This window comes from Tenacibaculum amylolyticum (assembly GCF_964511145.1).
In the GTDB taxonomy this organism is placed as follows: Bacteria; Bacteroidota; Bacteroidia; order Flavobacteriales; family Flavobacteriaceae; genus Polaribacter; species Polaribacter amylolyticum.
Genome location: NZ_CAZEFZ010000004.1, coordinates 13,623 through 39,056 on the forward strand (window position 1 = coordinate 13,623; position 25,434 = coordinate 39,056).

Here is a 25,434-nt window from a genome sequence, read left to right on the forward strand (position 1 = left end):
TGAATAGATAGGAAAGAAATCTATTGATATTGAAAAAGAAATGTTATTCGTACATATTATAATTAATAAAAAAGAAGGAGTTTTAATTGGAGAATATTAAAAGCTGATGAATTTAGAAGAATTAAAAATTGAATTAGAAAAGAAATTTCCAAAATATGAGTATAACTTAGGGAAAAGAGGATTAGGAGGAGAATGTGTTATTGTTAAAAATACAAAGTATAGTGGAGTTGATATTTTTTTGAAGAAGGATACAATAGTATTAGAAGCAGCAATACCAGAAATGAAAACAAGACTGTTATTAGGTGCGGGAGTTTTGTTTTTGAAAATGTTTAGCAAGAAATTCAATGCTCCTTCTAAGGAAATTCATTCATATTTTAAAGAAACAAACAGAAACGTAAGATTTAGATCCTAGTAAAAGAAGTAAAAATGGAATTCAAAAAATCACAAAAACTATATAAAAAAGGATTAGTAAACTTAGTAGGAGCAGTAAACTCACCAGTAAGAGCTTTTGCTTCTGTAGGAGGAAATCCGTTGTTTATAAAAAAAGCAAAAGGAAGTAAAATTATTGATGTAGATGGTAATTCATATATCGATTTTGTACTGTCTTACGGACCAATGATTTTAGGACACCGTCATAAAAAAGTACAAAAAGCAATTACTAAAGCGCTAAGAAATGGTTATTCTTTTGGAGCATCAACAGCAAATGAAATTAAACTTGCTAAGATTGTATGCGATGCTTTTCCTGGAATGGACAAAGTACGTTTTGTAAATTCTGGAACAGAAGCTGTGTTAAGTGGAATTCGTTTAGCAAGAGCATTTACAGGAAAAGATAAAATAATCAAATTTGCTGGATGCTATCACGGACATCAAGATTCGTTATTAGTGGCAGCTGGTTCTGGTTTAGCAACATTAAGTTTACCAGGAAGTAAAGGAGTGCCAGAAGGAGCTGTTGAAAACACGTTGATTGCTAATTACAATGATTTAGATAGTGTAAAAGCGCATTTTGAAAAACACGATGACATTGCTGGGGTTATTTTAGAACCTGTAGCAGGAAACATGGGAGTAGTAATTCCTCAAAACGACTTTTTAAAAGAATTAAAAGTGTACTTAGAATCTAAAGGAGCATTGTTAATTGTAGATGAGGTAATGACTGGTTTCCGCTCTAAGTTTGGAGGAGCACAAGAATTATTAGGAGTAGAAGCAGATATTACGTGTTTAGGAAAAGTAGTAGGAGGAGGATTCCCAGTAGGAGCTTACGGAGCACGAAATGAAATTATGGAAAATGTAGCACCACTAGGAGGAATGTATCAAGCAGGAACACTAAGTGGAAACCCAATAGCTATGGCTGCTGGAATTGCTACATTAACAGAATTGAAAAAACAAAATCCTTATGAACAGTTTAATACTGTTGCTGAAGAAATAGAAAACAGTTTATTAGCCTCTGCAGAAAAATATAATGTTGCATTGAGTGTTAATAGATTTGGATCTATGATTAATCCGTTTTTTACAGATAAAAAAGTAACTAACTTTGAAGAAGCACAAACATCAGATACAAAGAAGTTCGCAACGTTCTTCTGGGAAATGATAAAAAATGGAGTATTTTTACCACCGTCGCAGTTCGAAGCTTGGTTCTTGTGTAGTGCATTAAGCGAAAAAGACGTAGTAAAAGTTAAAAATGCTATAGAAAAAGCAATGGAAGCAGTATCAAAAATGTAATCAAATGAAAATAGCCATTTCTATTATTGTATTATTATTGAATATTTCTTGTATAAACAAAAAAGTACATGAAAACATGCAGCAATCAGAAATAACAACCGTATATAAAGGAAGTTTATTTGGAGCAGGGGCAGAAGGATTCACAAAAGAAAATATAGTAATACGAACAGAGAAAGAATGGCAAGAAGTTCTAAATAAACTAAATACGACAAATAATGTGTCAGAACAGTTTAAAGGAACAATAGATTTTACAAAAAATAATGTAATAATTGCCGTAGATAATGTAAGGAATACAGGTGGTTTTTCGATTAATATTGATGAAGTCTTAGATAAGAAAGATGCTACAGAAATATCTGTAGTAACTAAAGGACCTGGACCTTCAGATAATGTTATTATGGCTATTACACAACCAATCCATATAGTATTAATTAATAAAACGAATAAAGAAATAGTTTTCTTAGAAAAATAACATGATAAAAAACGATTTATTTTTAAGAGCTTTAAAAGGAGAAACTGTAGACAGACCTCCAGTTTGGATGATGCGTCAGGCAGGAAGGTATTTGCCAGAGTTTATGGAAATACGAGAAAAGTACGATTTCTTTACAAGATGTAGAACTCCAGAATTAGCTTCAGAAATAACAGTACAACCAATTCGTAGATTTGGAATGGATGCTGCAATATTATTCTCAGATATTTTAGTTATTCCACAAGCTATGAATGTAGAGGTAGAAATGAAACCTAATTTTGGTCCGTATTTACCAAACCCAATTAGAGATAGAAAAAGTTTAGATAGCGTAATTATTCCAGATGTAGACCACGAATTAGGTTATGTAATGGAAGCAATTAAAGCAACAAAAGAAAAACTAAACGACGAAATACCATTAATAGGATTTGCGGGGTCTCCGTGGACAATTTTATGTTATATGGTACAAGGGCAAGGTTCTAAAAATTTCGATAAAGCAAAAGAATTTTGTTTTACACAACCAGTTTTGGCACACGAATTGCTTCAGAAGATAACAGATACAACAATTACCTATTTAAAAGCTAAAGTAAAAGCAGGTGTAAATGCTGTACAGGTTTTTGACTCTTGGGGAGGAATGTTATCTCCAACAGATTATCAAGAATTCTCTTGGCAATACATTAACCAAATTATTGAAGCTTTAAAAGAAGATGCACCAGTAATTGCATTTGGTAAAGGATGTTGGTTCGCGTTAAATGAAATGTCTAAATCAGGGGCCTCTGCTTTAGGAATAGACTGGACTTGTTCAGCTAGAAACGCAAGATATTTAACAGGAGGAAATATAACATTGCAAGGAAATTTCGATCCTTCAAGGTTGCTTTCTCCGCCTTCAGAAATCAAGAAAATGGTTACTGAAATGATTAACAATTTTGGAAAGGACAAATATATTGTTAACTTAGGGCACGGTATTTTACCAAATATACCTGTTGAGAACGCAAAAGCATTCATAGATGCTGTAAAAGAATACAAAGTAGAATAACATAAAAAACAAATAATAATTCCCATGAAAAGACTAGTAACATTACTATTGCTTGTAATTACATCTAGCATATTTGCTCAAAAAACATATTATAATCAAGCTGTAAATAGTTGTGCAGACAAATCTTCGGACGAATTAATAAATAAGTGTATAAAGGGTAGTTATTTATTAAATTACGATTTTGAAACGGATAAAGGAACAATGATTAGCACCGATAAAATCAAAAAACCAATTTTATTGATTGCAGCAGCAGGTTGGTCTGCTCCTGCAGTAGCCCAAATTCCAGCCATTAACGAAATGGTGGACATGTACGGTGATAAAATGGAGTTTATAGTGATTTTTTGGGATAAGAAAGATAAAATTAAAAGATTCCAAGATAGATTAAATCCAGCAGTTAAATTAGTACCTGCAAGAGATGGAGATAAAGTAGAAAGAGGAAATTTAGATATAAGTGGATTTGTACATAAATTAGATTATCCTACTGCTTACTTAATAGATAAAAGTAAAAAGTTTACAGATGTATTAAGAGGAGCTGCTACACCTTCTAAAGGAGTTACTTGGGATGATGTTAATGATAAGAATGGTGAAGACCTAGAAGCATTTATTCAGCAAGTAATAAAATAAATAAAAAGACTATAAAAATATAAACCTCTTTCTTAATTTTGAAAGAGGTTTTTTTATTGAAAAAGATATGATAACAACAATAATTAATAGTATTAAAGCTTATTTTGGTGCTTTTGAGGTAATTTCAAAATTGAAACTATGGAAATATTTTGCAATTCCCATATTTATAAGTGTATTTACAGCCATTGTAATTATGTCATCAGCATACTTTTTAGCAGACGATGTTGGTGCTTATATAGATAATATTTGGACTTGGGAATTTGGTAAAGAAACTTTTGCTGTAATTAGTAAATTTCTTAGTGGATTACTTATTTTAATTATTGGATTAATACTTTACAAAAACATTGTAATGGCATTATCAGCTCCTTTTATGAGTCCAGTTTCAGAAAAAATAGAGAAACACTTTTTAGGAGAGGAACATACACATAGAAAAACAAATACTTCAGAGCAATTAATAAGAGGTATTCGAATTAGCGTACGTAACTTATCTAGAGAATTAGGACTTACATTAATAGTACTTATTATTGGTATTATTCCAGTAATTGGACTGATTTCTGCTCCTTTAATATTTTTAATTCAAGCTTTTTACGCTGGTTTTGGAAACATGGATTATACTTTAGAAAGGCACTTTTCGTACAAAGAAAGCATTACTTTTGTAAAAAGAAATAAAGGCATTGCTATAGGAAACGGAATAGTATTTATATTGTTTTTATTAATTCCAGTTATAGGAATTATTATTGTTTTTCCACTTTCTGTTACTGCAGCTACAACAGAAACAATTAAAAAAATACAGGTAAAAAGATTATCAGAATAATTACTTTTGCAGCTAATTAATTTAACCGCATGAAAGATCAGTTTTACGCTTACATACAAAACTTACAAGATATAATTACTCAAAAACTTGAAACGATAGATGGGAAAGCTAAATTTCAAGAAGATTTATGGAAAAGACCTGAAGGAGGTGGAGGAAGAACAAGAGTAATTGAAAACGGAGCTGTTTTTGAAAAAGGAGGCGTAAATATTTCAGCTGTTCATGGCGAATTACCAGAAGTTCTAAGAAAACAATTTAAAGTAGAAACTGGGAACTTTTTTGCTTGTGGATTAAGTTTAGTTTTACATCCTAAAAATCCATTTATTCCTACAGTACATGCTAATTGGCGTTATTTTGAAATGTATAATGAGAAAGGTGAAATTGTAACCCAATGGTTTGGAGGAGGACAAGATTTAACACCTTATTATTTATTTGAGGAAGACGCAATTCATTTTCATACAGTATGTAAAGAAGCTTGTGATAAACACAACAAAGACTTTTATCCAAAATATAAAGAAACTTGCGATAATTATTTCTGGAATGCACATAGGAATGAAGCGCGTGGAGTAGGAGGTTTATTCTTCGATTATTTAAAAGAAACGGAAGCGTTTTCAATGCAAGATCGTTACGACTTCGTTACAGAGGTAGGAAATAGTTTCCTAAATAGTTATGTGCCTATCGTAGAGAAAAGAAAAAATACTGCCTACGAACAAGAGCATAAAGACTGGCAAGAAATTAGAAGAGGACGTTATGTAGAGTTCAATTTAGTGCACGATAGAGGAACGTTGTTTGGTTTAAAAACAAATGGAAGAATAGAAAGTATTTTAATGAGTTTACCACCTACAGTTCAATGGAAATATAATCATCATCCAGAAGAAGGTGCTCCTGAAGCAAAATTATTAGAAGTATTAGCCAAACCTAAAGCTTGGGTGTAAAAAACATAACAGAAATGTATTTTCTGAAAATATAAAATGAAGTTTGGAATTATAGTTTACTTATCTCCAAACTTCTTTCTTTTTTACTGTTTTTTTATTAGCATTTTTTATATGTTGTAGCCTAGCTTTTAAAAGCTTTTTTCTGCCAGATACTGTTCTAGTATATATCAATTCAGATGTATGAAAATAACGATTCCAATGTTTTTGAAAAACTAAAGCTTTCTCTTTATGACTGGAAAAAATTTCTGGGACAGAAATAAAACGATCAATTTTTAATTTTCTATGAATCCAGCTTCGATCTAATAATAAATATCTAGGACTTTCTATAGGTTGGAGTGTACTATTCAAAGCACTCATAAAAATAGTACTTTCAAGTTTGGTTACTCCTTCAATACTACATGTTACTTCGCTGATACTCGTAAGTTTTGTTTTAATTTTAACTTTATTATAAGGAGTTGTAAAGAGTTCTAATTCATATAAAGAACGTAGTATTGTTAATGCTGTATAATGAACTGTATTATCTACTAAAGAAAACCGTAGATGTGTTTTAAAAGATTGATAGAATCTAAATAGTACCCAAATGAATAAAAAAGCGAGTCCTGTATATAGAAATAATGTTACTTTTTGCTGCTTAGCAAAATAAAGTAATATAAAACTGGCGAGTATAAAAAGAATAATAAAGAAGACACTAGTAAAACCATATGTAATTGCTTTTACATAAGTAGCTCTTTTATTAAAGGAACGTTCCTTAAGAGACGTGAGATAGACCAATTCATCTTGCATTCGTTTACCTTTAAAAATAGATTTCTCCCATTTTTCAGCAATAAAAGCACGATTTTCAGATTGATGAAATGTTCTGATATTTAAAGTCTCTACATCTTTAGGAAAAATAGTTGCAGGTAAATCAAGTCTACTCATTCCGCTTTCAATACCTATGTCTTCTGTATTAGTAATTCCCAAGAAAGAGCTAAAGCGTCGTTTTAAGATCTTTAAATCTTTTCCACCATACTTATCAGTAGGGTCAATACAAGCTAAATGCCAAATGATTCCTACTTTTTTTAAATTATTTTGATGAATTCTCATGGCTCTTCCTCGCATTTGATTCGAAGTCACAAAAGAGCCTACAGTAGAAGCTAGAATTAAACTATTAATACTTGGGGCGTCCCATCCTTCACCTAACAAAGATTTTGTTCCTATCAATACTTTTATATGTCCTTTTTCAAAAAGTTCTGTAATAATTTCTACAATATTCTTTTGAGAAGAAGATTTGCTAGCAATGGTAACAAAATTATGATCTGATTTTAGATAACTGATTTGATAATTCTCTATAGTATCAATTTCAGCTACATATTCTAAAATGGTATGATGGATAAGTACAATAGATCCCGATAGGACGGCTAATGATTTTGGATAAAAAATCTGATTTTTTAAATGATAAAATATAGGAATTACACCAATTTTCTGAATGTCTTCGTATGCGTCTGAAGCAGTCGCAAGGTATTCTTTTCGTATATAATCGGTTAAGATAACACAGCGTAAGTTTTCTGCTAAGTTTTTTTGTTCTTGCCTTACAATTTTAGTAATACTTTTGAGCTTACTAGGGCTGTTATTTAATGATTTGTATAAAATCTCGTTTCCAGTTAAATCGACTTTATTTTTACTGAAAATAGCAAGTTTTCTCAAGCGTTTTTCTATTGTACTTAAATAAGGCTCATGAGTTAGCAGTGTTTCACGATCTGTAACCAATAAAAACTGAAAAAGAATTTCTACCCATTCATTAGAAAGAGAAGGGAATTCTATGTGTTCATCTTCATTAAAACCTAGTATGTATAATTTCTCTTTAGGAATAAGTATTCCTGTACGATGAAGAAAAATTAACATTGCAGAAAAGAAGTCAGAATATTTATAGATTTCTTCTAAATGTATTTCTGTGGTTTTATAAAAGCGATGTTCTTGTAAAAAAGAAGAAAATTCACTGTCTTTTTGAATTGAGTTGATGAAGCCATTTACTTTTCGTTTAAAATCTGTAATTAATTTAATCTCATCATCCTCGGGAGTAGATAGATAGATAAAATCTTGGTGTGGACATAAATTCTGTTCCTTTACTAAATCAGGAACTACAATTTCATCATCTATCTCGCCACATAATTTAAAATACTTTTGAATTTCTGATCTGTCACTATCGTATGGAGGTGTTGCAGTTAATGCAATAACGGTTTGTAAATGCGTTTCTTTTAAATCGTATAAACATTTCCACCAAGCATTTTTTAAATGATGCGCTTCATCTAAAAGCAATACTTCAATTCCATGCTCTTTAAAAAAGTCAAAATAGGTTGTTTTACTTTCAAAGCTTTTAAAAAAACGATGTAATCCTTGATATGTAGCAAATGTAATTGCAGCAGGTTTTTGTATGGAAAAAGAAACATCTTCAAAACAAGCATCTTCTGTGAAAAAATTGGTTAATCGATCTTTCCATTGGTTTCGAATAGTTAATGTAGGTGCTAAAACAAGTGTTCTCTTACCAATGCGTCTTAAAATTTCAATGCCTAAAATTGTTTTTCCAGAACCTGGAGGAGCAACAATATGAAAATGATTATCTTCTATATGTGCAGAAAAATTAGTTAAAATTTTATCTTGATAAGGTCGCCAATCATATTTAAAACGCAATTTTTTAATAGCATCAGACATTTTCAAACTTTTTATGCTAAAATAGCTTTTTAAGAATGAGTAGCTAAACGATTATAATTTAATTTCGAAGTCGTCGTAATGCTAAATAACTCATACCCAAAATAGCAAGGAGTAGCATTACTTGTCCTACCAAATCGATTGTTGTTGTGGGAACTCCCAAAGCTGTATGCCCAGAAACTAGTAATCTACGTAAACCAAACCAACCATAAGTTGCAACAGCACCAGTTGCAGCTGCTACTATATGTTGTGTTTTCCAATCTACACGACGCGACCAATTTATAAATAACATAAGAGCTAAAATATCTAACGCTAAGAATACAATTACGCCCAGCAAAGCATTTAGTTTATGACCTGGAGCATAATGAAACCAAACTTGAAATGCAGTAGTTAAAATAAAAGAAACAATAAAGATTATCCAAATAGAAGGAGCTTTAGAAATTAGCTGTTCATCATTTTTAATATCAGTTTCAGTATCATTAGAAGCACGAAATATTTTAAAAGCTAAAAAAATAAGTATTAAAATGGCAACGGAAACAGATATGTATTGAGCAATAGATGCTACAAAATGAAAACGTTCTATAGTAGAGGCTGTTGTACCAGCTAGCCCAAGTAAACTAAGAACACCTACAAAAACAAGTTCCCAATTACGAAGCCAAGGTTCTTTAGAACGAGAACCAGCAATTCCCTCAGCTAAAGCAATAGGCGTACTAATACTCCATATTACATGTAAGCTAAGTATATAAATTGTATAATTAAGAGAAGTTCCTAAAAATGGAATAAAACCGTAAGCAAGTAAATGTTGTCCTGCATAATTTTGATTAAACAATGTTTGATTAACAAAACCTTCTGCAACAAATGCATATACTAATGCTAGTAATAACATAGTAGGCCATCCTCTCTTCATACGTCGTGTAATTTCACGAATAAATAAAGCAGAGGCTCCATAAAGCGGTATAAAAATAGCTAAATAACCAAGTTGTCTAATATTAAAATCACCTAATAAGAATTCAGCAATTAATGGAGAAAGAATTAAAAGAATTAATGCAGGAGTTATTCTACGTAAAGTGCTCATAAATATAAGTTATTGGTTAGAACGATTATTATAATATGTGTATTTGCGACTTTTATTTGAATATTAAAAGTAAGAATTATATCAATGTAAGTCTCTTTTTTTTAATAAACCTTAAAAGAAATGTTGTATAGAATGAAAGTTAATTGAAGGTTAATGCGAATGGTTATGCATAAAATATGAGTTATCTATGTTATTTTTGAAAGATGTCAAAAAGGATCATACTACTAATAATAGCTTCTATTTTAGGTTTAATAGCATTAAGCTTAATTCAAGGGTATTTGATTAAAAATACTTATACATTAAAAAAAGATGCTTTTATAAGTATTGCAGAAGAAGCTATTAATGGAATAGATGATTATGAAACACCTTTGGATTCAATAGACGATGCATGGTCTGATACTTTTATAGGAGAAGTTGATAAATTCAGTGTAAAAGCAATTTCTAAAGAGCAATTATTAGAGCGTTTACAAACTATCACAGATTCATTAAACCCTGGTTTTTTAAGAGAATATCATAAAATAATTACAAAGCAAAAGTTAGGATATAATCTTAAATACCATAGAACATTACAAACTATTATTCTAACAGATAGTGCAAAATCAAAGATTATTTTCAAAGCAGATTCGCAGAAACCTTTTACACTTTTTGGGAATGTATTTAGAAACAATCCAGATTTGTATATTGGAAGCTCTGTCTGGCAAACTGAACGCTCTTTTAGTAAAGAAATCAAAGGAATAGAGAGAAATGTTTCTTATCAACTGTATTTAAAGTCGAGTAAAGAAATGAATATAGATGATCTAAATATAATTTTATTCAATCAAATGAGAGGATTGTTACTATTATCGCTTTTCATCTTCGTATTTGTAATAGGAGTGCTATATTATTCTATTAAAAACCTAATCACACAGAAAAAAATAGCAGATGTAAAAACTGATTTTATTAATAATATTACGCATGAATTTAAAACCCCTTTAGCCACTTTATCTTTAGCCACTAAAATTCTAAAAAAACAAAAAGAAATTCATAGGGAAGCTACTACTATAACTACGATAGATACTATAGAAAGGCAAAATGTAAGATTACAAAAATTAGTAGATCAAGTATTAGATAATAGTTTAGGATATCAGGAAATAGTATTGCAAAAAGAAGTGGTTCTTGTTCAAGATTATTTTTCAACACTTATAAATGATTTTCAACTTTCGTTAAAAGAAGACTCTGTAAATCTTAATACTACGATTTCAAATGCTAGTACAAAAATCTCTTTAGATAAATTTTATATGGCAACAGCAGTTTTAAATATTTTAGAAAATGCAGTGAAATATGGAGGTAGCCTTATAAATATATTGGTGTCAGTTGCAAAAGATGAATTAGAAGTACATATAGAAGACAATGGAATTGGAATGCCTAAAAAACATCTAAAAGATGTTTTTGAAAAATTTTATAGAATTGCAAACCAACAAATACACGATGTAAAAGGATTAGGTTTAGGACTCTATTATAGTAGCCAAATTATAAAAGTACACAATGGAGTAATTCTTTTAGAAAGTGAAAAAGGCAAAGGAAGTACCTTCATTATAAAAATACCATTCTCTTAAATGGAAAATAATATATATCAAATTTTACTAGCAGAAGACGATATCGATTTTGGAAATATTTTAAAACAATATTTAGAAATGCAAGGTTTTGCTGTTACTTGGACAGAAAATGGTATAGATGCTTTCGAAGTGTTTCAAAAAAAAGAATTCCATATTTGCGTTTTAGATGTAATGATGCCTAAAATGGATGGTTTTACATTGGCTGAGAAAATAATTATTGAAAAACCAGAAACTCCTTTTGTTTTCTTAACGGCAAGAAAATTAAAAGAGGATAAATTAAAAGGCCTTAAAATTGGAGCAGACGATTATATAGTAAAACCATTCGATGCAGATGAATTAGTCCTTAGACTCAATAATATAATAAGAAGAACGAATAATATTGCTAGAGTAACACAACTATCAGAAGAAAAGCTTTCAATAGGAACTTATATTTTTAATGCTAGACGTTTGGAGCTAGTATACGAAGAAGAGATCCAAAAATTAACTGAAAAAGAGGCTAATTTAATTAGTTTTCTATACACACATAAAAATCAAATGTTGAAAAGAGAGGAGATTTTAAAAGCTGTATGGAAAAACGATGATTATTTTTCTGGTAGAAGCATGGATGTTTTCATAAGTAGACTTCGCAAGTATTTTAAAAAAGACTCTAAAATCTCAATAGAAAGTACTCGAGGAATAGGTATAGAATTTAAAGTTTGTTAAGAGCATCTTCATGGAGGTTAATGCTAGGTTAACGTAGCAATTTTGGCCTGTTTTACTCCAAAGCATTGATATGTTTGCAGTGTACAAATCTTAAAAGCTATACACGATGAAAACAACTCAATTATTTTTAATAGGATGTATTTTTACATTGGCTGCATGTGCTCAAAACTTTCCAACACCTCCAGAACCACCAGCAACACCAAATTCTAGTGTACGTATAAAAACAAGTAGTTCTGAAGGAAGTGCTACGAGTATTTCTAATACAAATAACATATATAAGTTTAAATCTAGGTTTGAATTCTCTAAAAGAAGAGGAATAGAAGATATATTACGAGATGAACTTGATGATATAAAAAGTAGTAAAGAGGATGGACAAACTACTTGGATGTTAGGTAAAAATGGAAGAAAAACGTTTGAATGCGTTTTAACAGAGAGAAAACTTCGTATATATTTGAATAAAGATGCTTTTACTTATAAGTTCAATAAGAAAATTAAATATTTAGGAGATGAATTAAGAACTTATATTTCAGGAAATAAACGTGAACACAGAAGAACTAAAAATAAGTCATATTCAGTGGCATTAGCGCAAACAAGAGTAGAAAAGGCTAAAGAAGAATTAAGAGAAGCAATAGAAGAATTAAAAAAGGCAAAAAGAGCAAGCGGGAATTAATCATTTAATACAAATAGGGAAGGGGAAAAACCATTGTAAATATCTTCACACAGATATTTTTACAGTGGTTTTTATTTTCTTGTTATTTCATGAATAGAAAAAAATGATTGTATATGAACTGACAATAAGATGTTTATAAAACTAGTTCTGAATTATTTTGTTTTACAAAAAACACAAAAAAACAAATAGATATGATGCTTTTTTTATGTTATTAATAAATTAATTCCTGTTTTTGATTTAATTTACTAATAAAAAGTCATATGAATTTACTATTTTTGCAAAGCGAAAAAAATCAAGTAATACTATGGCAAGATTTGAATTAAAACTTCCTAAAATGGGTGAAAGTGTTGCTGAGGCAACAATTACTTCTTGGTTAAAGGAAGTAGGAGACACGGTAGAAATGGATGATACCGTTGTTGAAGTTGCAACAGATAAAGTAGACAGCGAAGTACCTAGTGAAGTAGAAGGAAAGCTTGTAGAAATCTTATTTGAAAAGGACGCTGTTGTTCAGGTTGGACAAACTATAGCAATTATTGAAACTGAAGGAGAAGATGGAGGAACTGCTGAAGCATCAGCAACAGAAACAAAAGTAGAAGTTTCTGAAAAAGCTGTAGCAGAAGTAGAAAACACAGTAGTAGCTGCAAAAGAAGCGGTTGCTTCTTTAGATACTTCTTCTAGTGATCGTTTTTACTCACCATTAGTAAAAAGTATTGCGAAAACTGAAGGAATTTCTCTTTCTGAATTAGAAACTATTCAAGGTACAGGAAAAGAAGGACGCGTAACAAAAGCAGATATTTTAGGATATATAGAAAATAGAGGAAGTCAGCCTAAACCAGCTACAGATGCTATTCAATTTGATATTGAAAAACCTAAAAAGCCTTCTACTACATCTGCACCAGCTGCAGCTCCAATTACTATGAGTGGGCAAGATGAAATTATAGAAATGAGTAGAATGGGTAAACTTATTTCTAAACACATGGTTGCATCTGTTCAAACTTCCGCTCATGTACAATCTTTTATTGAAATTGATGTAACGAATGTAGTAAACTGGAGAAATAAAGTAAAGAATGCATTCCAACAAAGAGAAGGAGATAAATTAACGTTTACTCCAATCTTTATGCAAGCGGTTGCACAAACTATTAAAAAGCATCCATTAATTAATATTTCTGTAGATGGTGATAAAATCATTAAAAGAGGAAATATTAACTTAGGTATGGCCGCGGCATTACCTGATGGAAACTTAATTGTTCCTGTAATTAAAAATGCAGATCAACTAAGTTTAGTTGGTATGACAAAGCAAGTAAATGACTTAGCGCAAAGATCTAGAGCTAACAAGTTAAAGCCAGATGAAATACAAGGAGGAACCTATACTGTTACAAATGTAGGTAGCTTTGGAAGTATTACAGGTACACCAATTATAAACCAGCCACAAGTAGCAATTTTAGCGTTAGGAGCTATTGTTAAAAAACCAGCTGTAATAGAAACTCCAGAAGGAGATTTAATTGGTATCCGTCATAAAATGATTGTATCTCATTCGTACGATCATAGAGTGGTAAATGGAGCGTTAGGAGGAATGTTTATTAAAACATTTAAAGATATTATAGAAGCCTGGGATGTAAACCAAGATTTCTAAATGAAAGAATTATTTAAAAAAGCCGAAGTTTAAACTTCGGCTTTTTTTATGAATAAATATTTTTTAAAGCATCCGATAGCTTGGTATACATAAAGTCGTATTTGTTTGCAGTTTTTTCTGCGGAAACTCTACTGCCTTCCAAAACAATTACTGCCAATTCTCCTAAAACAGTTCTTAAAACGAAAGAAGGTACATTAAAAGGCGTTACAGGTTTCTTTATGGTTTTTCCTAGTGTTTTTGTAAAAGAAGTGTTAGTTTCATGATCTATAGATACAGCATTATAAATTCCTGAAAAGTCTACATCTTCTATACTCTTTACATATAAATTACATAAGTCCTCTATATGAATCCAAGGTACATACTGTTTCCCATTTCCTAAAGCAGATAAAAACAAAGGAGTGTTCATTTTTTGTAAAGCTCCGCCATCTTTACTCAGCACAACTCCTGTTCTTAATATAGTAACAGGAATAGAAAGTTCTGAAAATTGTTGTGCAGCTTTTTCCCAATCAATACAAATTTGTGCTATAAAGTCATTAGCAGGATTATCTTCTTCCTTATAAATCTTTGAAGTAGTTTGAGCGCCATAAAAACCAATTCCCGAAGAAGAGATAAAACCTTTTAAAGGGATATTTAGCGTTTTAATCTTAGTAAACAAGAGGTTTGCAGAAGCTACTCTACTAGAAATTAATATTTCTTTTCTAGAAGAAGTCCATCTTTTGTCAGCTATACCAGCTCCTGCTAAATGAATAATATAATCTAGATTTTCAAAAGCCTTTTCATCTATGTATCCTGCATCTATATCCCATTTAAAATGATTGTCTTTTTGAGGATTTCTAGAGAGAATAGAAACGGTATGATTATTCGCTTCTAATTTTTTTTGAAGGTAAGAACCAACGAGTCCAGTTCCTCCTGTTAATAACACTGTTGCCATAGTATAAAAATAAAGAAACCGTAATGAATTTCATCACGGTTTGCATTATTAATTCAGGTATTGAATGTTATTTTTTATGATTAACGCTGTTTACAATTAGCTTCGCACAAGCGTATAATTTCTTGAATTCTTTTTTGACGAGTAGCTTCTCTTTTAGCTTGATGTAGCCAATATAAATAACCTTTTTTATAAGAAGGAGCGAAGTTGTTGAAATTTTCGGAAGCTACTTGGTTTTGTGAAAAAGCAGTTTGTAAATCGTTTGGAACAACGAGGTTTTCTACATCATCTAACTCGTACCAAGCACCATTTTCCTTGGCAATTCGTATGGATTTTAATCCACTTTCTTGGATGAGGTTTTTAGAGGTTAATTCTACGATATAGCTTTTATTAAGTTTACTCCAAGCACTTTTAGGGTTCCTTGGGCAAAAATATTGTTGTCTTTTACCGTTACCTAAACTTTTTACAGTAGAATCTATCCAGCCAAAGCATAAAGCGACTTTTACAGCTTCTTCCCATATCATAGAAGGAACACCGCTATCTTTTTTATAAAAAATAAGGTATACACCATTAGAAGTATTATGATTTTGTAATAACCAATCGTACCAATCTATATCTCGCTCGAAGTACAAAGAAGGTTTAGTTGTTGTAGGCATGTTTTCCTTTTATATATTTTCCTGAAGGAATAGAATCTAAAAGATAAGGAAGTGAAGCAAAACCTTTAGGAGTCATTTTATAAACTCCAAAATGTAAGTGAGGCTCAGTACTCATTCCTGTATTTCCAGAATATCCAATAGGTTGTTGTTTTTTAACTGAATCGCCTCTTTTTACTATGGCGCCATCCTTTTTTAAATGAACATATTGTGTAAACAGTCCATCTTTATGGTAAATAACAATATAATTAGCATCGTTATAATATTTCTTTCCTTTACCGCCTCTATTTGAATCTTCTTTTACAGAAATAACGACTCCATCTCTCATAGCACAAATGGTTTGCCCAACATTCATTCTAAAATCGATTGCATACTTAGAAAAGAGACCTTTGTGTGTAAAATTAGTATTATGACCTTGTATAATTTTATAACGTTTCCCCTTTAAAAAAGGTAACGCATAATTATACAAGGTATCATACTTTTTTATTGGAAAAGAATTACCATAACGTAATTTGAACTTATAATTTTTTAAAATAGCCAATGTATCTTTTTCTGATAACCTGAGAATATCTTTTTCCTCATAACCTTTAAGGTCAATTGTTTGAATCTTTTTAGTTGTTGTATTCAATATTTTTACATGAGTAGGACAAGCTAAATAATTACTTATAACTACCGTTGTAGTATCCTTACTCAATTTAAAATTGACATAGCTAGGTTTTTTCTGACTATAACAGTAAGAAAAAAGAAGCAAACAAAAAATGACGTTAAAGCGTTGTAGCATTATCTAATAATTCTAGTTGGAAAACTTACAATACTCTCATGCCCATTTGGTCCAACAGCGCTTACACCAAAAAAGAAATTATCTACCACAATTCCATCTAGGGTATATTCTGTTACATTTTCCACATATTTAAAATGATCCCAAGTAGGGGAAGTAGTATCTCTCCAATAAATTTTATAACCTTTAGCCCCATCTACTTTATCCCAAGCTAACTTAACAGCTGGTTCTACAATTCCTCCAATACCTACATTTTTTGGAGCTGTTGGTGCTTCAGCAATACTAGCTAAATTAATAGCATTTACAGCTGTTAGTTTTTTTGCATAATCAAAATCAACAAATTTTAATTTATCACCATACTCAATCCCATTTTCTGTACGAATATCTTGATGTTGTTGTGTGTAATTTTCATGTGCTTCCATAATTCTAACACCTGCAAAACCTTCGTCATTAAAAGGACGATGATGCCCGCCACGACCAAACCGATCTAAACGGTAAATCATTTTTGGATTCATTTCTGGCATATAAGTTTTTGTTGTTTTATAGATGTAGCGAGCTAATTGTCGTGAAATACCATCTACTTCGCCGCCATAAAAACGACGAGCTCTTCGCTGTTTTTCAGTTTCTGTTGGAGGAGTAGGTTCAGAGAAAATTCTAAATGTTCTATTATCAATAACACCATCTACACCTTTAATATTTCCAATCATATCGTTATTGATAATTCCAACGATATTCCATCCTTTTTCTTTAGCATATTTAGCGAGACCTTTTCCTCCAAAAAGTCCTTGTTCTTCACCAGAAAGTCCTACATATATAATGCTGTTTTCAAATTTATATTTGCTTAATACTCTAGCTGCTTCAATTGCTCCAGCCATTCCTGTTGCATTATCGTTTGCTCCAGGAGCATCATCTGTGTAATTATTAGGATCGGAAATACGAGAGTCTATATCGCCACTCATAATAATATAATCGTTAGGATTTTTAGTTCCTTTTTGAATGGCAACTACATTAACAACCCAAACATCTTTGGTAATTCTTCTATTAGTTCCTTTTTTAACTAGGTCTTTTTGATAGAAAACATCTAAGCAATTGTTACAATCAGAAGAAATATTATCAAACTGTTTTTTTATCCATCTTCTTGCAGCTCCGATTCCTCTAGTATTAGATATAGTATCGCTTAAAGTATGACGTGTTCCAAAATTAGCCAATGTGGCTATATCTTTTTCGATGCGTTTAGCAGAAACAGCATCTATAATATCATAGATTTTAGTATCTGTTTGCGCATATGTACTATAATAAACGCTAAAAAATAATAGTGTTATAGAAATAAATGGTTTCATATGAAATAGTTGGTTTCTTGACTTTGACGTAATTAATGGCGAATTATTTCAGAAAACTTATTCTTTATAATACCAAAAAGGAATTATAACATCATTTTTTATCAAGGTATCTTTTTTTTGTTTGTATTTTCTTTTCAGAATTAATAAATGCTTTCCTTCTGTTAGACCTTTTGTAGGAATATAAGTTTGAAAGCCAATTTGCTTTTGCTTGTTATTACCTATTAAAAAATCTGATTTGTATTGTATCGTATCTATAAGAATTTCATGTGTAGCATTAAAAATTTCTACATATTTTCTTGCTAGACTATCTCTCTTTTTCCTAGATATTTTAATAGGATTTCCTGTAAATCTAACACCAGTTTTGAACCCTCTGATATCATTTTTAGGTTTTAATGAAGGATGATAGTTATATATTCTATTCTCTACGGTTTCTGAAAAAACTTTAAAGAAACTAATATAAGGTTCAGTAATTATTTTAGATTGGATGCTAGCATTTTTTACAAAATCTTCATTTTCTGAGAGTTCATCATCATATTCTCGATTGTCTAAATATATTTTTGAATTAAGTTTTGTGCTGTCTATATAGTTTGAATTTTGGTATTTAACAGAGTTAAGAATAGCTATAATTATATATATAGGAACTAATAAAAAACTAATTCTCTTTGTAAACTTATTATCTAAGAAATTATAGACTAATGGTCTATATAAAAAAGAAAGTGTTAGAAAGCTAAATAATTTATAAAACGGAAAATAAATTTTTGACAATCTTTTTTTCTTTTTCAAATATCCTTGAGTAATGAAATCTATAAATATCAGAAAGGCTCCAAAAATAATTATGAATAGTAAAATACCTCCTAAAACAGAACGAAATCCTTCATGTAGATTATCATTAGCAATAATATAGGTTAATATGCTTACAATAGTAATGATAATAATAGTTATGGAGATTACATAGAAAATAAGGAGGAACGAAATAGCAAATAAAACACTGCAATAGTTTTCTAGTGTAGCTACATATTTATCGAAGGAAACAATTTTCTTTTTTAAGTAGTTTGTAAAACGGTTTTGATAGTTTAATTTTTCGAATTCAATGTCACCAGATACGTATCGCAACCCTAAAGCACCAATCCATAAGCCTCTTAAAGTTACATGAAACAATAAGTTAAAGATAAGGATGTAACAGGCAATTAATGCAACAATAAAAATAACAAAAGAAAATATTTGGTGATCGTTGCCTGCAATTTTATAGGCAAGTCTTATTTCAGGAAGTGCGGTAAACAAACCAAAAATTGCAAAACCAGAAATAATTAACTCTAATTGCCAGCTTTCTTGCTGAAGACGGTCTAAGAGTTCTTGAAAGTTTTTGTTTTTATAGTTCCCGCTCATGTAAAAATGTTTGACTAAAAATAGGTAGTTTTTTTAAAAAGAAAAAACCACTTTATAAAAGTGGTTTTGTACTAAGGTAGTAAGTGTGCTATATGATTATTCGTTTTCTAATTTTTTTGTTAGATTAAATCCAGTAAATAAACCTAATCCACCCATAAAGAAGATCATAGAAGGATACATTGCTTCTTCTTTAAGTATTGTATAGGTTGTTATTAATAAGGCTAAAAATACGCCAAGTCCAATCCCCATTAATAATAACGATAAGTTTAAAACAATAACTCTACCTGTTAATGTTGATTTTTTTCTTTCTCCTTTCATGAATATTCTGGCATCCACTCCCTTTTCAATAAGTGCTAAACGCTCTTTATTTCTAGTAGAAAAGAATAAATAAAAGATCCCAAAAATTACTGCGAATAAGAACATAAATACGATTGCTACTTCCATATAATTGTTTTTTAATGATTATTTTTTATTGTATTTGTAGCTATGACTATAGCAACTTAAAAAAGGTTACAAGTTTTTTTATTTTTTTAAGATTATGAATATTAGGGCTGCTTTTGAAAGTATTATATTTTAAAGAAGAAATAGAATTTTTGGAGGAACCAAAAATTAGCAAATAACAAACTTCCAGTAATAAAAAATATAAGAGCAATGTATACTATTTCTTGATATATGTGGAAATGATCATATAACAATAAGTCTAAAAATAATCCGATACCAATTCCTAATAATACTAACATTGTATTAAGAATACTAATTCTAATATGAAGAATCAATTTTTTTGAAGGGAATGCTTTTGTATTAAGTCCTTTTTTAAGTAATGCTGTTTGTTCTTTATTTCGTGTTATATAAGATAGATATAAAACTCCTAAAAGCATTATAACAAACATGTATATAATTCTGAAATCCATATAATTGTATTTTATTAATGATTATTTTAGTAGAGGTAGGACCTTATTATTTTTTAGAGAGTTACATTTTTTTTAATTTTTTTGTAACCTTTTTTTAGATCAGAAGGTCAAAGTAGAAAATGACTATCATTAACGACCAAACATACATAGATAAAATTCTCAAAGGAGACAGAAATGCTTTCGCTTTTTTAGTAGAAAGATATAAAGACATGGTATATAGTTTGGCATATAAAATGTTAAAGAGTAGAGAAGAGGCTGAAGAAGTTTCTCAAGATACTTTTATTAAAGCGTTTAAGAGTTTACAAAGTTTTAAAGGAGACTCAAAATTTTCTACATGGTTATATAAAATAGGGTATAGAAATTGTTTAGATGCTTTAAAAAAGAGAAAACTAAAGTATAATACTGATACTATTGATGAAGTAACAATTCATAAAATAAAAAGTACAGATAATATTTTAGAAGGTATTGAAAGAAAAGAAAGAGCTAGAGTAATGGGAGAGTGTTTAGATAAATTACCAGAAGATGAACGTTCTTTATTATGGATGTTTTATTTTGAGGAGCTAAGTTTAAAGGAAATTATTACTGTAACCGATTTATCGGAATCAAATTTAAAAGTAAAATTACACAGAGCTAGAAAACGTTTATTAACAGTTGTACAGAGAGAAGTAGAACCGGAATTAATTAATCATTATGGGAGAAAATAAGCACATAGAAGAGTTAGATACGTTTGCAAAGAAGTACATAAACGAGTTAGAAGTAGAAAAACCATCTATTGATTTTACAAAGAATATAATGGATACTATCTTACAACAAGAAGATAGTAAAGTTTACAAAGCCACGCCTTTAATTTCTAAGAAAGTATGGATTTTGTTATTAGGAATTTTATCTGCTAGTATTTTTTATATCTCTAGAGGAAAGTCTGTTGCTTGGGATAAAATACCAGGTGTTAGTTTTGGAAAATTACCAGAAATGAAAGTACAGTTACCAAATCTATTTGAAAATATTAGTATTTCGAATACAATGTTATATGCTGTATTCTTTTTTACAATATTGGTTTTTGTACAAATGTATTTATTTAAACATAGATTCGATAAAGATCTAAATTCTTAAAAATCAAAGAAAACGAACAGCACTTATTTTTCCATTGGTAATTTCATAAATGGCTACAGCTTTAAAATTTTCGCCATTAGCAGTTACATATTCTTCATCAATAACTTTATTACCACTTACAATACGTTTTAAAATTTTGCAATGTAAATCAGGAGTATTGTTAAAAAATGAAGTATAAGCTTCACGCATTTTAGCTTTACCTTCATATCTTAATTCATTTGGATAGCTATACACTTTTACATTATCTGTGTAAGTAGCTAAAAAAGCATCTATATCTCTATTATTATAAGCATCAAGCTGTTTTTGAACAATATGTCTAGGTGAAACCTCTGCAACAAGTGCCAATTTAGTTCCATCTTTATTTACAGTAACTCTTGAAATATTATTAATTTCTTCATTTTCGAAAAGATGAATTAAAGACCATTTTTGATCTTTTTTTGGATTGAATTTAAAAAGGGTGTTTTCGTATGGAATTAATAAAGAACCATCTGGAAGCCAGCAAATATCTTGTGTTATTCCTGTACGAGTAATAAATTTAGTTTCTTTTGTAGTTGGATTTAAAGACCAAACCTCCCAGTCATCTTTACTCTTTTTTACAAAACTAACAAGCTTAGAGTTTGGGATTTTATGAAAAGATCTGCCTATATTTTTGCTAATAGTCGTATTTGTTTTCTTTTTTACATCACTAATAACTAGTTGTAAAGAATCGTTAACAATAACAGAGGAAATTAAAGTGTTTTTATCATACCACATAGGATAAGCCACTACCAAATCTTTAATTAATTCTGTGTCCTGTCCAGTAGTAAAATTATATTTATAAAAGCGTTGTTTACCATCTTTGTCTAATCTTACAGCAGATACATTTTTCGAACTTGGAATTCTTTGAGGAGAATATTCACCGCCATTCGGAGTATTATTAATAAATGTCGCATTTCCTGTGGTTATATTGTATGCGGCTATATCTGTTTCGCCATTTCTATTTGAAGCAAATAATATTGTATTATCATCATAAAAATGAGGTTGACTATCGTATCCTTTATTATTAGAGATGTTTTTTTCATTTGTAAGTTTCCATGTTGCCCCTTCTTTAGAAATATCAAATAAGTATACTTCGGTATTTGCCTGTGAAAAAGAAATAACAGGAATTAGAAATAATAGTAGCTTTTTCATTTTAAATGGTTTGATGGAACTAAAATACTAAAACGAATTGTACTAAATAGTTATGAGTTAACTAATTCATTTTTAGACTGCATGTTTTTAATATAAATAGAAGGTAATAAACCAGTATAAGTTTTAAAGGCTTTCGTAAAAGAATCGGGGCTTTTGTAGCCAACTTCTTTGGATAAACTCTGAATATTATAAGAAAGGTAACGTTTATCGTGATTTAGTTGATGTATTATATACTGAATTCTTAATTCGTTTATATAGGTATTAAAGTTTTTTTGATAATGAATATTCATGACTTTAGATAGATACGTTGTATTAGTATTAATTCTTTTAGCTACGTTATAAGCATTACAATTAATATCTAAAAAATACTTTTCGCGCTCTAGCTTATGAAGTCCTTTAATTATGTTTTGAATGGTTTCTTCTTTTACATTAATTTCTTTTTTAACTATTTGATGTACTTGCTCTTTATTTGGAGGTTTTATTGTGAGGCCATGTTTTTTGTTTTTTTCTGACATATATAAAAAAAGAAATGCTATATATGTTACAATTACTATGGATAGAATTAAGAAGAAGTTTTTGAAAAGAAAACTATCATGATGATTTACGTTTAGAAAACACATGAATTGGGGGAATACTTGTTTCATAATAGATAAGTAGATATGGGGATTAAGTAATGGTTTTTTAGGAAAAAAGGGGAGAATAAATATAATTAAAGTATCCTAAATTTATAAAAACAGGGAAGCTTTATTTGCAAACTTTTTAGGTTTAATTTTTCTTTGAGATAAAGAAAGACTTCTAGAAATAACATCTTATTTATAAAATTCTCGCGAGAACAGACATGAATACCTTAAATGTCTCTAAATAAAATAAGGTACAACCTCAAATAAAATAAAACCAATGAAGAATTCAATTTTAAACTTAGGGAAACCTTTAAGTAAGTTTCAACAAAAACAAGTTAGCGGAGGAAGAAAACAATGCGATTCTAATCACGATGGAATTTGTGAAGATCGTGGAAGACATTGTTCGGAAATCTATTGTTCATTCCCAATAGACCTATAAATAAAAAAGAGAGAGGTAATTGTCCTCTCTCTTTCATTTTAAATATTAGAAGTAGTAATTCTAATTATTTATTTTGTTGAATCCATTTATCAATTTTATTCTCTAATAAAGCTAACGGTATACAACCAGTTTCTAACACTTGATTATGGAATTCGCGAATGTCGAATTTATCGCCTAATTCTTTTTTCGCTTTTTCTCTTAATTCACCAATCTTTAATTGACCGATTTTATATGATAAAGCCTGACCAGGATTTGCCATATAACGTTCTATTTCAGAAATAATACTAGCTTCACTTTCAGCTTCATTATCTAAGGAATATTGAATAGCTTGCTCACGCGTCCATCCTTTAGCATGTAAACCAGTATCTACTACTAAACGAATTGCTCTGTGCATTTCCATTCCTAACATTCCAAAGTATTGATAAGGATCTTCATACAAACCTAATTCTTTACCTAAGTTTTCTGTATATAAAGCCCAACCTTCTCCATAAGCACTATACCAAAGTGTTTTTCTAAAATCAGGTAAATCTTCATTTTCTTGCGTTAAAGAAATTTGATAGTGATGTCCAGGAATTGCTTCGTGTAAGAATAAAGCTTCATCAGAAAACACATTGTATTTAGAAGCATCTGGAATAGGAGTATAGAAAATACCAGGACGCGTTCCGTCTAAGGATCCAGGATTGTATTCTGCACTAGCAGAAGCTTCTCTAAATTTTTCAGTTTGTTTTACCACAAATGGAGTTTTAGGCTTATTGCCAAATAACTTCTCTAACTGTGGTTTCATTTTTTCATGAATAGCATTAAAGTTATCGATGATTTGCTTTGGCTCAGTATATGGCATTAAATCTTTATGATTACGTACAAACTCAAAAAACTCTTTTAAAGTTCCTTCAAAACCAACTTGTAGCTTCACTTTTTCCATTTCGCCAAGAATACGCTTTACTTCATCTAAACCAAGTTGATGAATTTCATCGGCAGTCATATTAGTAGTTGTGTAATTCTTTATAGCGTGTTGGTAATATTCTTTTCCTTGTGGAATAGCATGAATACCACTGTCTTTTAAACCGGCTTCTAAATAATCTTTTCTTAAGAATTCGTATAATGATTTAAAAGTAGGAATCAATTTATCTTTTAAGATATTGGTATACTTTTGAGTTAACTCTTTTTTCTCCTCTTCAGAAAAACTCTCAGGAAATTTGGCAATAGGAGCATAGAATAAATGATCTGAAACGGCTTCTTCAGAAAGTACTTCAAATTGAGGAATAACTTTTTCAATTAAAGAAGCAGGCAAAACATATCCTTTTTTAATTCCTTCTTGCATACGTGTTTTTGCAGAAAGTAACCAAGTGTTGAATTTATCTAAACGACTTAACCAATTTTCATAATCTTTTACAGTTTTAAAAGGTTGTGCACTACTACCACTAGCAAATTGCCCCATTACTAAATTAACAGTCCACATTTGATTAATTGGTAATAACTGATCATTTTTAAAACTCATTTGATTTAACATCATATCAGTATCCCAAGCTAATACAGCTTTACTCATTTGCTGACTTTCTGTTAATTTATCGTCAGGAAAAGCATCTAATTTTGCTTTATAATTAGTAAAGAAATCTTTTGCTTTTAAGGCATATTCATCAGATAAGAAATTTGGGAATTTATCATTATGACGATTATCTCCTGCATAGGTAGCGTTAATAGGATTTAATTCTAACTTTCCTTCATTATAATCTTTTAATAACTGATTGAATTCTTTATTAGGTTCAGTAATAGCTATTGGAGTTTCTTTTTTTGTTTCTGTTTTACAAGCAACAAAAAATAGGGTTATAGCCATAACCGATAAGAATATTTTTTTCATTGTAAATTATTTAGGTTGGTAAACAAAGATAGAAAAAGAAAAAAATAAATAATTATACTCTCATAAACTAAGTATTTCTAATATAAGCAACAAAAAGAGAATAGAAAGATATTGCATGTCATCCTGAGAAACGAAGGATCTATTAGAAAGGGGGGGGTTGTTAGAAAAGCTTTCTTTATTAGTTTCATTTCTTTAGAATAGCGTTGTTTTTGCTTGGGCTTCATTTTGTTTGGTACAATAAAATGAAAAACCTCCTTGTAAAAACAAAGAGGTTTTAGAAATTATGTAGTAGGTGT

26 protein-coding genes are annotated in these 25,434 nt (G+C 30.0%); 14 read left to right on the plus strand and 12 right to left on the minus strand.

Annotated elements, in window-relative coordinates:
• Positions 1–106 precede the first annotated feature (106 nt).
• The 7 genes from ACKTTC_RS01565 to hemF all read left to right on the plus strand — a co-directional run bounded on the left by ACKTTC_RS01565 (position 107) and on the right by hemF (position 5,585).
• Entirely contained in the window at positions 107–412 is a 306-nt protein-coding gene (locus ACKTTC_RS01565; protein ID WP_408037644.1) for a hypothetical protein, read from the plus strand.
• Positions 413–426: 14 nt separating this feature from the next.
• Positions 427–1,716, plus strand: a complete 1,290-nt coding sequence (gene hemL / locus ACKTTC_RS01570) for a glutamate-1-semialdehyde 2,1-aminomutase (protein ID WP_408037646.1) — start codon at positions 427–429, stop codon at positions 1,714–1,716.
• A 4-nt stretch (positions 1,717–1,720) separates the two neighbouring features.
• Entirely contained in the window at positions 1,721–2,185 is a 465-nt protein-coding gene (locus tag ACKTTC_RS01575) for a protease complex subunit PrcB family protein (protein WP_408037647.1), read from the plus strand.
• 1 nt (position 2,186) lies between these two features.
• Positions 2,187–3,215 (plus strand): uroporphyrinogen decarboxylase, encoded by a 1,029-nt coding sequence (hemE, locus tag ACKTTC_RS01580; protein WP_408037648.1) that lies wholly within the window; start codon positions 2,187–2,189, stop codon positions 3,213–3,215.
• A gap of 24 nt (positions 3,216–3,239) precedes the next feature.
• Positions 3,240–3,839 carry a TlpA family protein disulfide reductase gene (locus ACKTTC_RS01585; protein ID WP_408037650.1) on the plus strand — a complete coding sequence of 200 codons (600 nt, stop codon included), beginning with the start codon at positions 3,240–3,242 and terminating at the stop codon, positions 3,837–3,839.
• Positions 3,840–3,906: 67 nt separating this feature from the next.
• Positions 3,907–4,653, plus strand: a complete 747-nt coding sequence (locus ACKTTC_RS01590; RefSeq protein ID WP_408037652.1) for an EI24 domain-containing protein — start codon at positions 3,907–3,909, stop codon at positions 4,651–4,653.
• A gap of 29 nt (positions 4,654–4,682) precedes the next feature.
• Entirely contained in the window at positions 4,683–5,585 is a 903-nt protein-coding gene (gene hemF / locus ACKTTC_RS01595; RefSeq protein WP_408037653.1) for an oxygen-dependent coproporphyrinogen oxidase, read from the plus strand.
• Positions 5,586–5,645: 60 nt separating this feature from the next.
• On the opposite strand, the gene ACKTTC_RS01600 is transcribed toward hemF, so the two are convergent.
• Both ACKTTC_RS01600 and ACKTTC_RS01605 read right to left on the minus strand, forming a co-directional pair.
• Entirely contained in the window at positions 5,646–8,273 is a 2,628-nt protein-coding gene (locus tag ACKTTC_RS01600; protein ID WP_408037654.1) for a DEAD/DEAH box helicase family protein, read from the minus strand.
• Between the two features lie 58 nt (positions 8,274–8,331).
• Entirely contained in the window at positions 8,332–9,345 is a 1,014-nt protein-coding gene (locus tag ACKTTC_RS01605) for a hypothetical protein (RefSeq protein WP_408037655.1), read from the minus strand.
• Positions 9,346–9,548: 203 nt separating this feature from the next.
• Here ACKTTC_RS01605 and ACKTTC_RS01610 point away from each other — a divergent pair, with 203 nt between their 5' ends.
• The 4 genes from ACKTTC_RS01610 to ACKTTC_RS01625 all read left to right on the plus strand — a co-directional run bounded on the left by ACKTTC_RS01610 (position 9,549) and on the right by ACKTTC_RS01625 (position 13,945).
• Positions 9,549–10,940, plus strand: coding sequence for a sensor histidine kinase (locus ACKTTC_RS01610; protein ID WP_408037656.1), 1,392 nt, complete (start codon positions 9,549–9,551; stop codon positions 10,938–10,940).
• Positions 10,941–11,642, plus strand: coding sequence for a response regulator transcription factor (locus tag ACKTTC_RS01615; RefSeq protein ID WP_408037657.1), 702 nt, complete (start codon positions 10,941–10,943; stop codon positions 11,640–11,642).
• 106 nt (positions 11,643–11,748) lie between these two features.
• Entirely contained in the window at positions 11,749–12,312 is a 564-nt protein-coding gene (locus ACKTTC_RS01620) for a hypothetical protein (RefSeq protein ID WP_408037659.1), read from the plus strand.
• Positions 12,313–12,616: 304 nt separating this feature from the next.
• A complete protein-coding gene (locus ACKTTC_RS01625) occupies positions 12,617–13,945 on the plus strand; it encodes a dihydrolipoamide acetyltransferase family protein (RefSeq protein ID WP_408037661.1) in 1,329 nt (442 codons plus the stop codon).
• Between the two features lie 46 nt (positions 13,946–13,991).
• On the opposite strand, the gene ACKTTC_RS01630 is transcribed toward ACKTTC_RS01625, so the two are convergent.
• From ACKTTC_RS01630 to ACKTTC_RS01660, 7 genes are all read right to left on the minus strand, one after another.
• Positions 13,992–14,876, minus strand: a complete 885-nt coding sequence (locus tag ACKTTC_RS01630; RefSeq protein WP_408037663.1) for a TIGR01777 family oxidoreductase — start codon at positions 14,874–14,876, stop codon at positions 13,992–13,994.
• A gap of 80 nt (positions 14,877–14,956) precedes the next feature.
• On the minus strand, positions 14,957–15,529 hold the full coding sequence (locus tag ACKTTC_RS01635; protein ID WP_408037665.1) for a YdeI/OmpD-associated family protein: 573 nt from the start codon (positions 15,527–15,529) through the stop codon (positions 14,957–14,959).
• On the minus strand, positions 15,513–16,220 hold the full coding sequence (locus ACKTTC_RS01640) for a M23 family metallopeptidase (protein ID WP_408037667.1): 708 nt from the start codon (positions 16,218–16,220) through the stop codon (positions 15,513–15,515). Before ACKTTC_RS01640 ends, ACKTTC_RS01635 begins: the two co-directional genes overlap by 17 nt.
• Before the next feature lie 86 nt (positions 16,221–16,306).
• Entirely contained in the window at positions 16,307–17,644 is a 1,338-nt protein-coding gene (locus tag ACKTTC_RS01645) for a M28 family peptidase (RefSeq protein ID WP_408037669.1), read from the minus strand.
• Between the two features lie 57 nt (positions 17,645–17,701).
• On the minus strand, positions 17,702–19,030 hold the full coding sequence (locus ACKTTC_RS01650; protein WP_408037671.1) for a hypothetical protein: 1,329 nt from the start codon (positions 19,028–19,030) through the stop codon (positions 17,702–17,704).
• A gap of 96 nt (positions 19,031–19,126) precedes the next feature.
• Positions 19,127–19,474 (minus strand): DUF6249 domain-containing protein, encoded by a 348-nt coding sequence (locus tag ACKTTC_RS01655; protein WP_408037673.1) that lies wholly within the window; start codon positions 19,472–19,474, stop codon positions 19,127–19,129.
• Between the two features lie 122 nt (positions 19,475–19,596).
• Complete coding sequence (locus tag ACKTTC_RS01660) at positions 19,597–19,941, minus strand: hypothetical protein (RefSeq protein ID WP_408037675.1); 345 nt, start codon at positions 19,939–19,941, stop codon at positions 19,597–19,599.
• Between the two features lie 119 nt (positions 19,942–20,060).
• Between ACKTTC_RS01660 and ACKTTC_RS01665 the strand changes: the two genes are divergently transcribed.
• Together ACKTTC_RS01665 and ACKTTC_RS01670 are read left to right on the plus strand one after the other, a co-directional pair.
• Positions 20,061–20,645, plus strand: coding sequence for an RNA polymerase sigma factor (locus tag ACKTTC_RS01665; protein ID WP_408037677.1), 585 nt, complete (start codon positions 20,061–20,063; stop codon positions 20,643–20,645).
• The gene (locus tag ACKTTC_RS01670) at positions 20,632–21,051 is read left to right on the plus strand and encodes a hypothetical protein (RefSeq protein WP_408037679.1); all 420 of its coding nucleotides are present in this window, start codon (positions 20,632–20,634) and stop codon (positions 21,049–21,051) included. Before ACKTTC_RS01665 ends, ACKTTC_RS01670 begins: the two co-directional genes overlap by 14 nt.
• A gap of 3 nt (positions 21,052–21,054) precedes the next feature.
• Here the strand turns inward: ACKTTC_RS01670 and ACKTTC_RS01675 are convergent, their stop codons facing one another.
• The gene (locus ACKTTC_RS01675; protein WP_408037681.1) at positions 21,055–22,221 is read right to left on the minus strand and encodes a nuclear transport factor 2 family protein; all 1,167 of its coding nucleotides are present in this window, start codon (positions 22,219–22,221) and stop codon (positions 21,055–21,057) included.
• A 50-nt stretch (positions 22,222–22,271) separates the two neighbouring features.
• Entirely contained in the window at positions 22,272–22,736 is a 465-nt protein-coding gene (locus tag ACKTTC_RS01680) for a helix-turn-helix domain-containing protein (RefSeq protein ID WP_408037682.1), read from the minus strand.
• 382 nt (positions 22,737–23,118) lie between these two features.
• On the opposite strand from ACKTTC_RS01680, the gene ACKTTC_RS01685 reads away from it, so the two are divergent.
• Positions 23,119–23,280: a hypothetical protein gene (locus tag ACKTTC_RS01685; RefSeq protein ID WP_408037684.1), complete on the plus strand. Its 162-nt coding sequence runs from the start codon at positions 23,119–23,121 to the stop codon at positions 23,278–23,280.
• 64 nt (positions 23,281–23,344) lie between these two features.
• Here ACKTTC_RS01685 and ACKTTC_RS01690 read toward each other — a convergent pair whose 3' ends face one another.
• Positions 23,345–25,138 (minus strand): DUF885 domain-containing protein, encoded by a 1,794-nt coding sequence (locus ACKTTC_RS01690; protein ID WP_408037686.1) that lies wholly within the window; start codon positions 25,136–25,138, stop codon positions 23,345–23,347.
• Positions 25,139–25,434 lie beyond the last annotated feature (296 nt).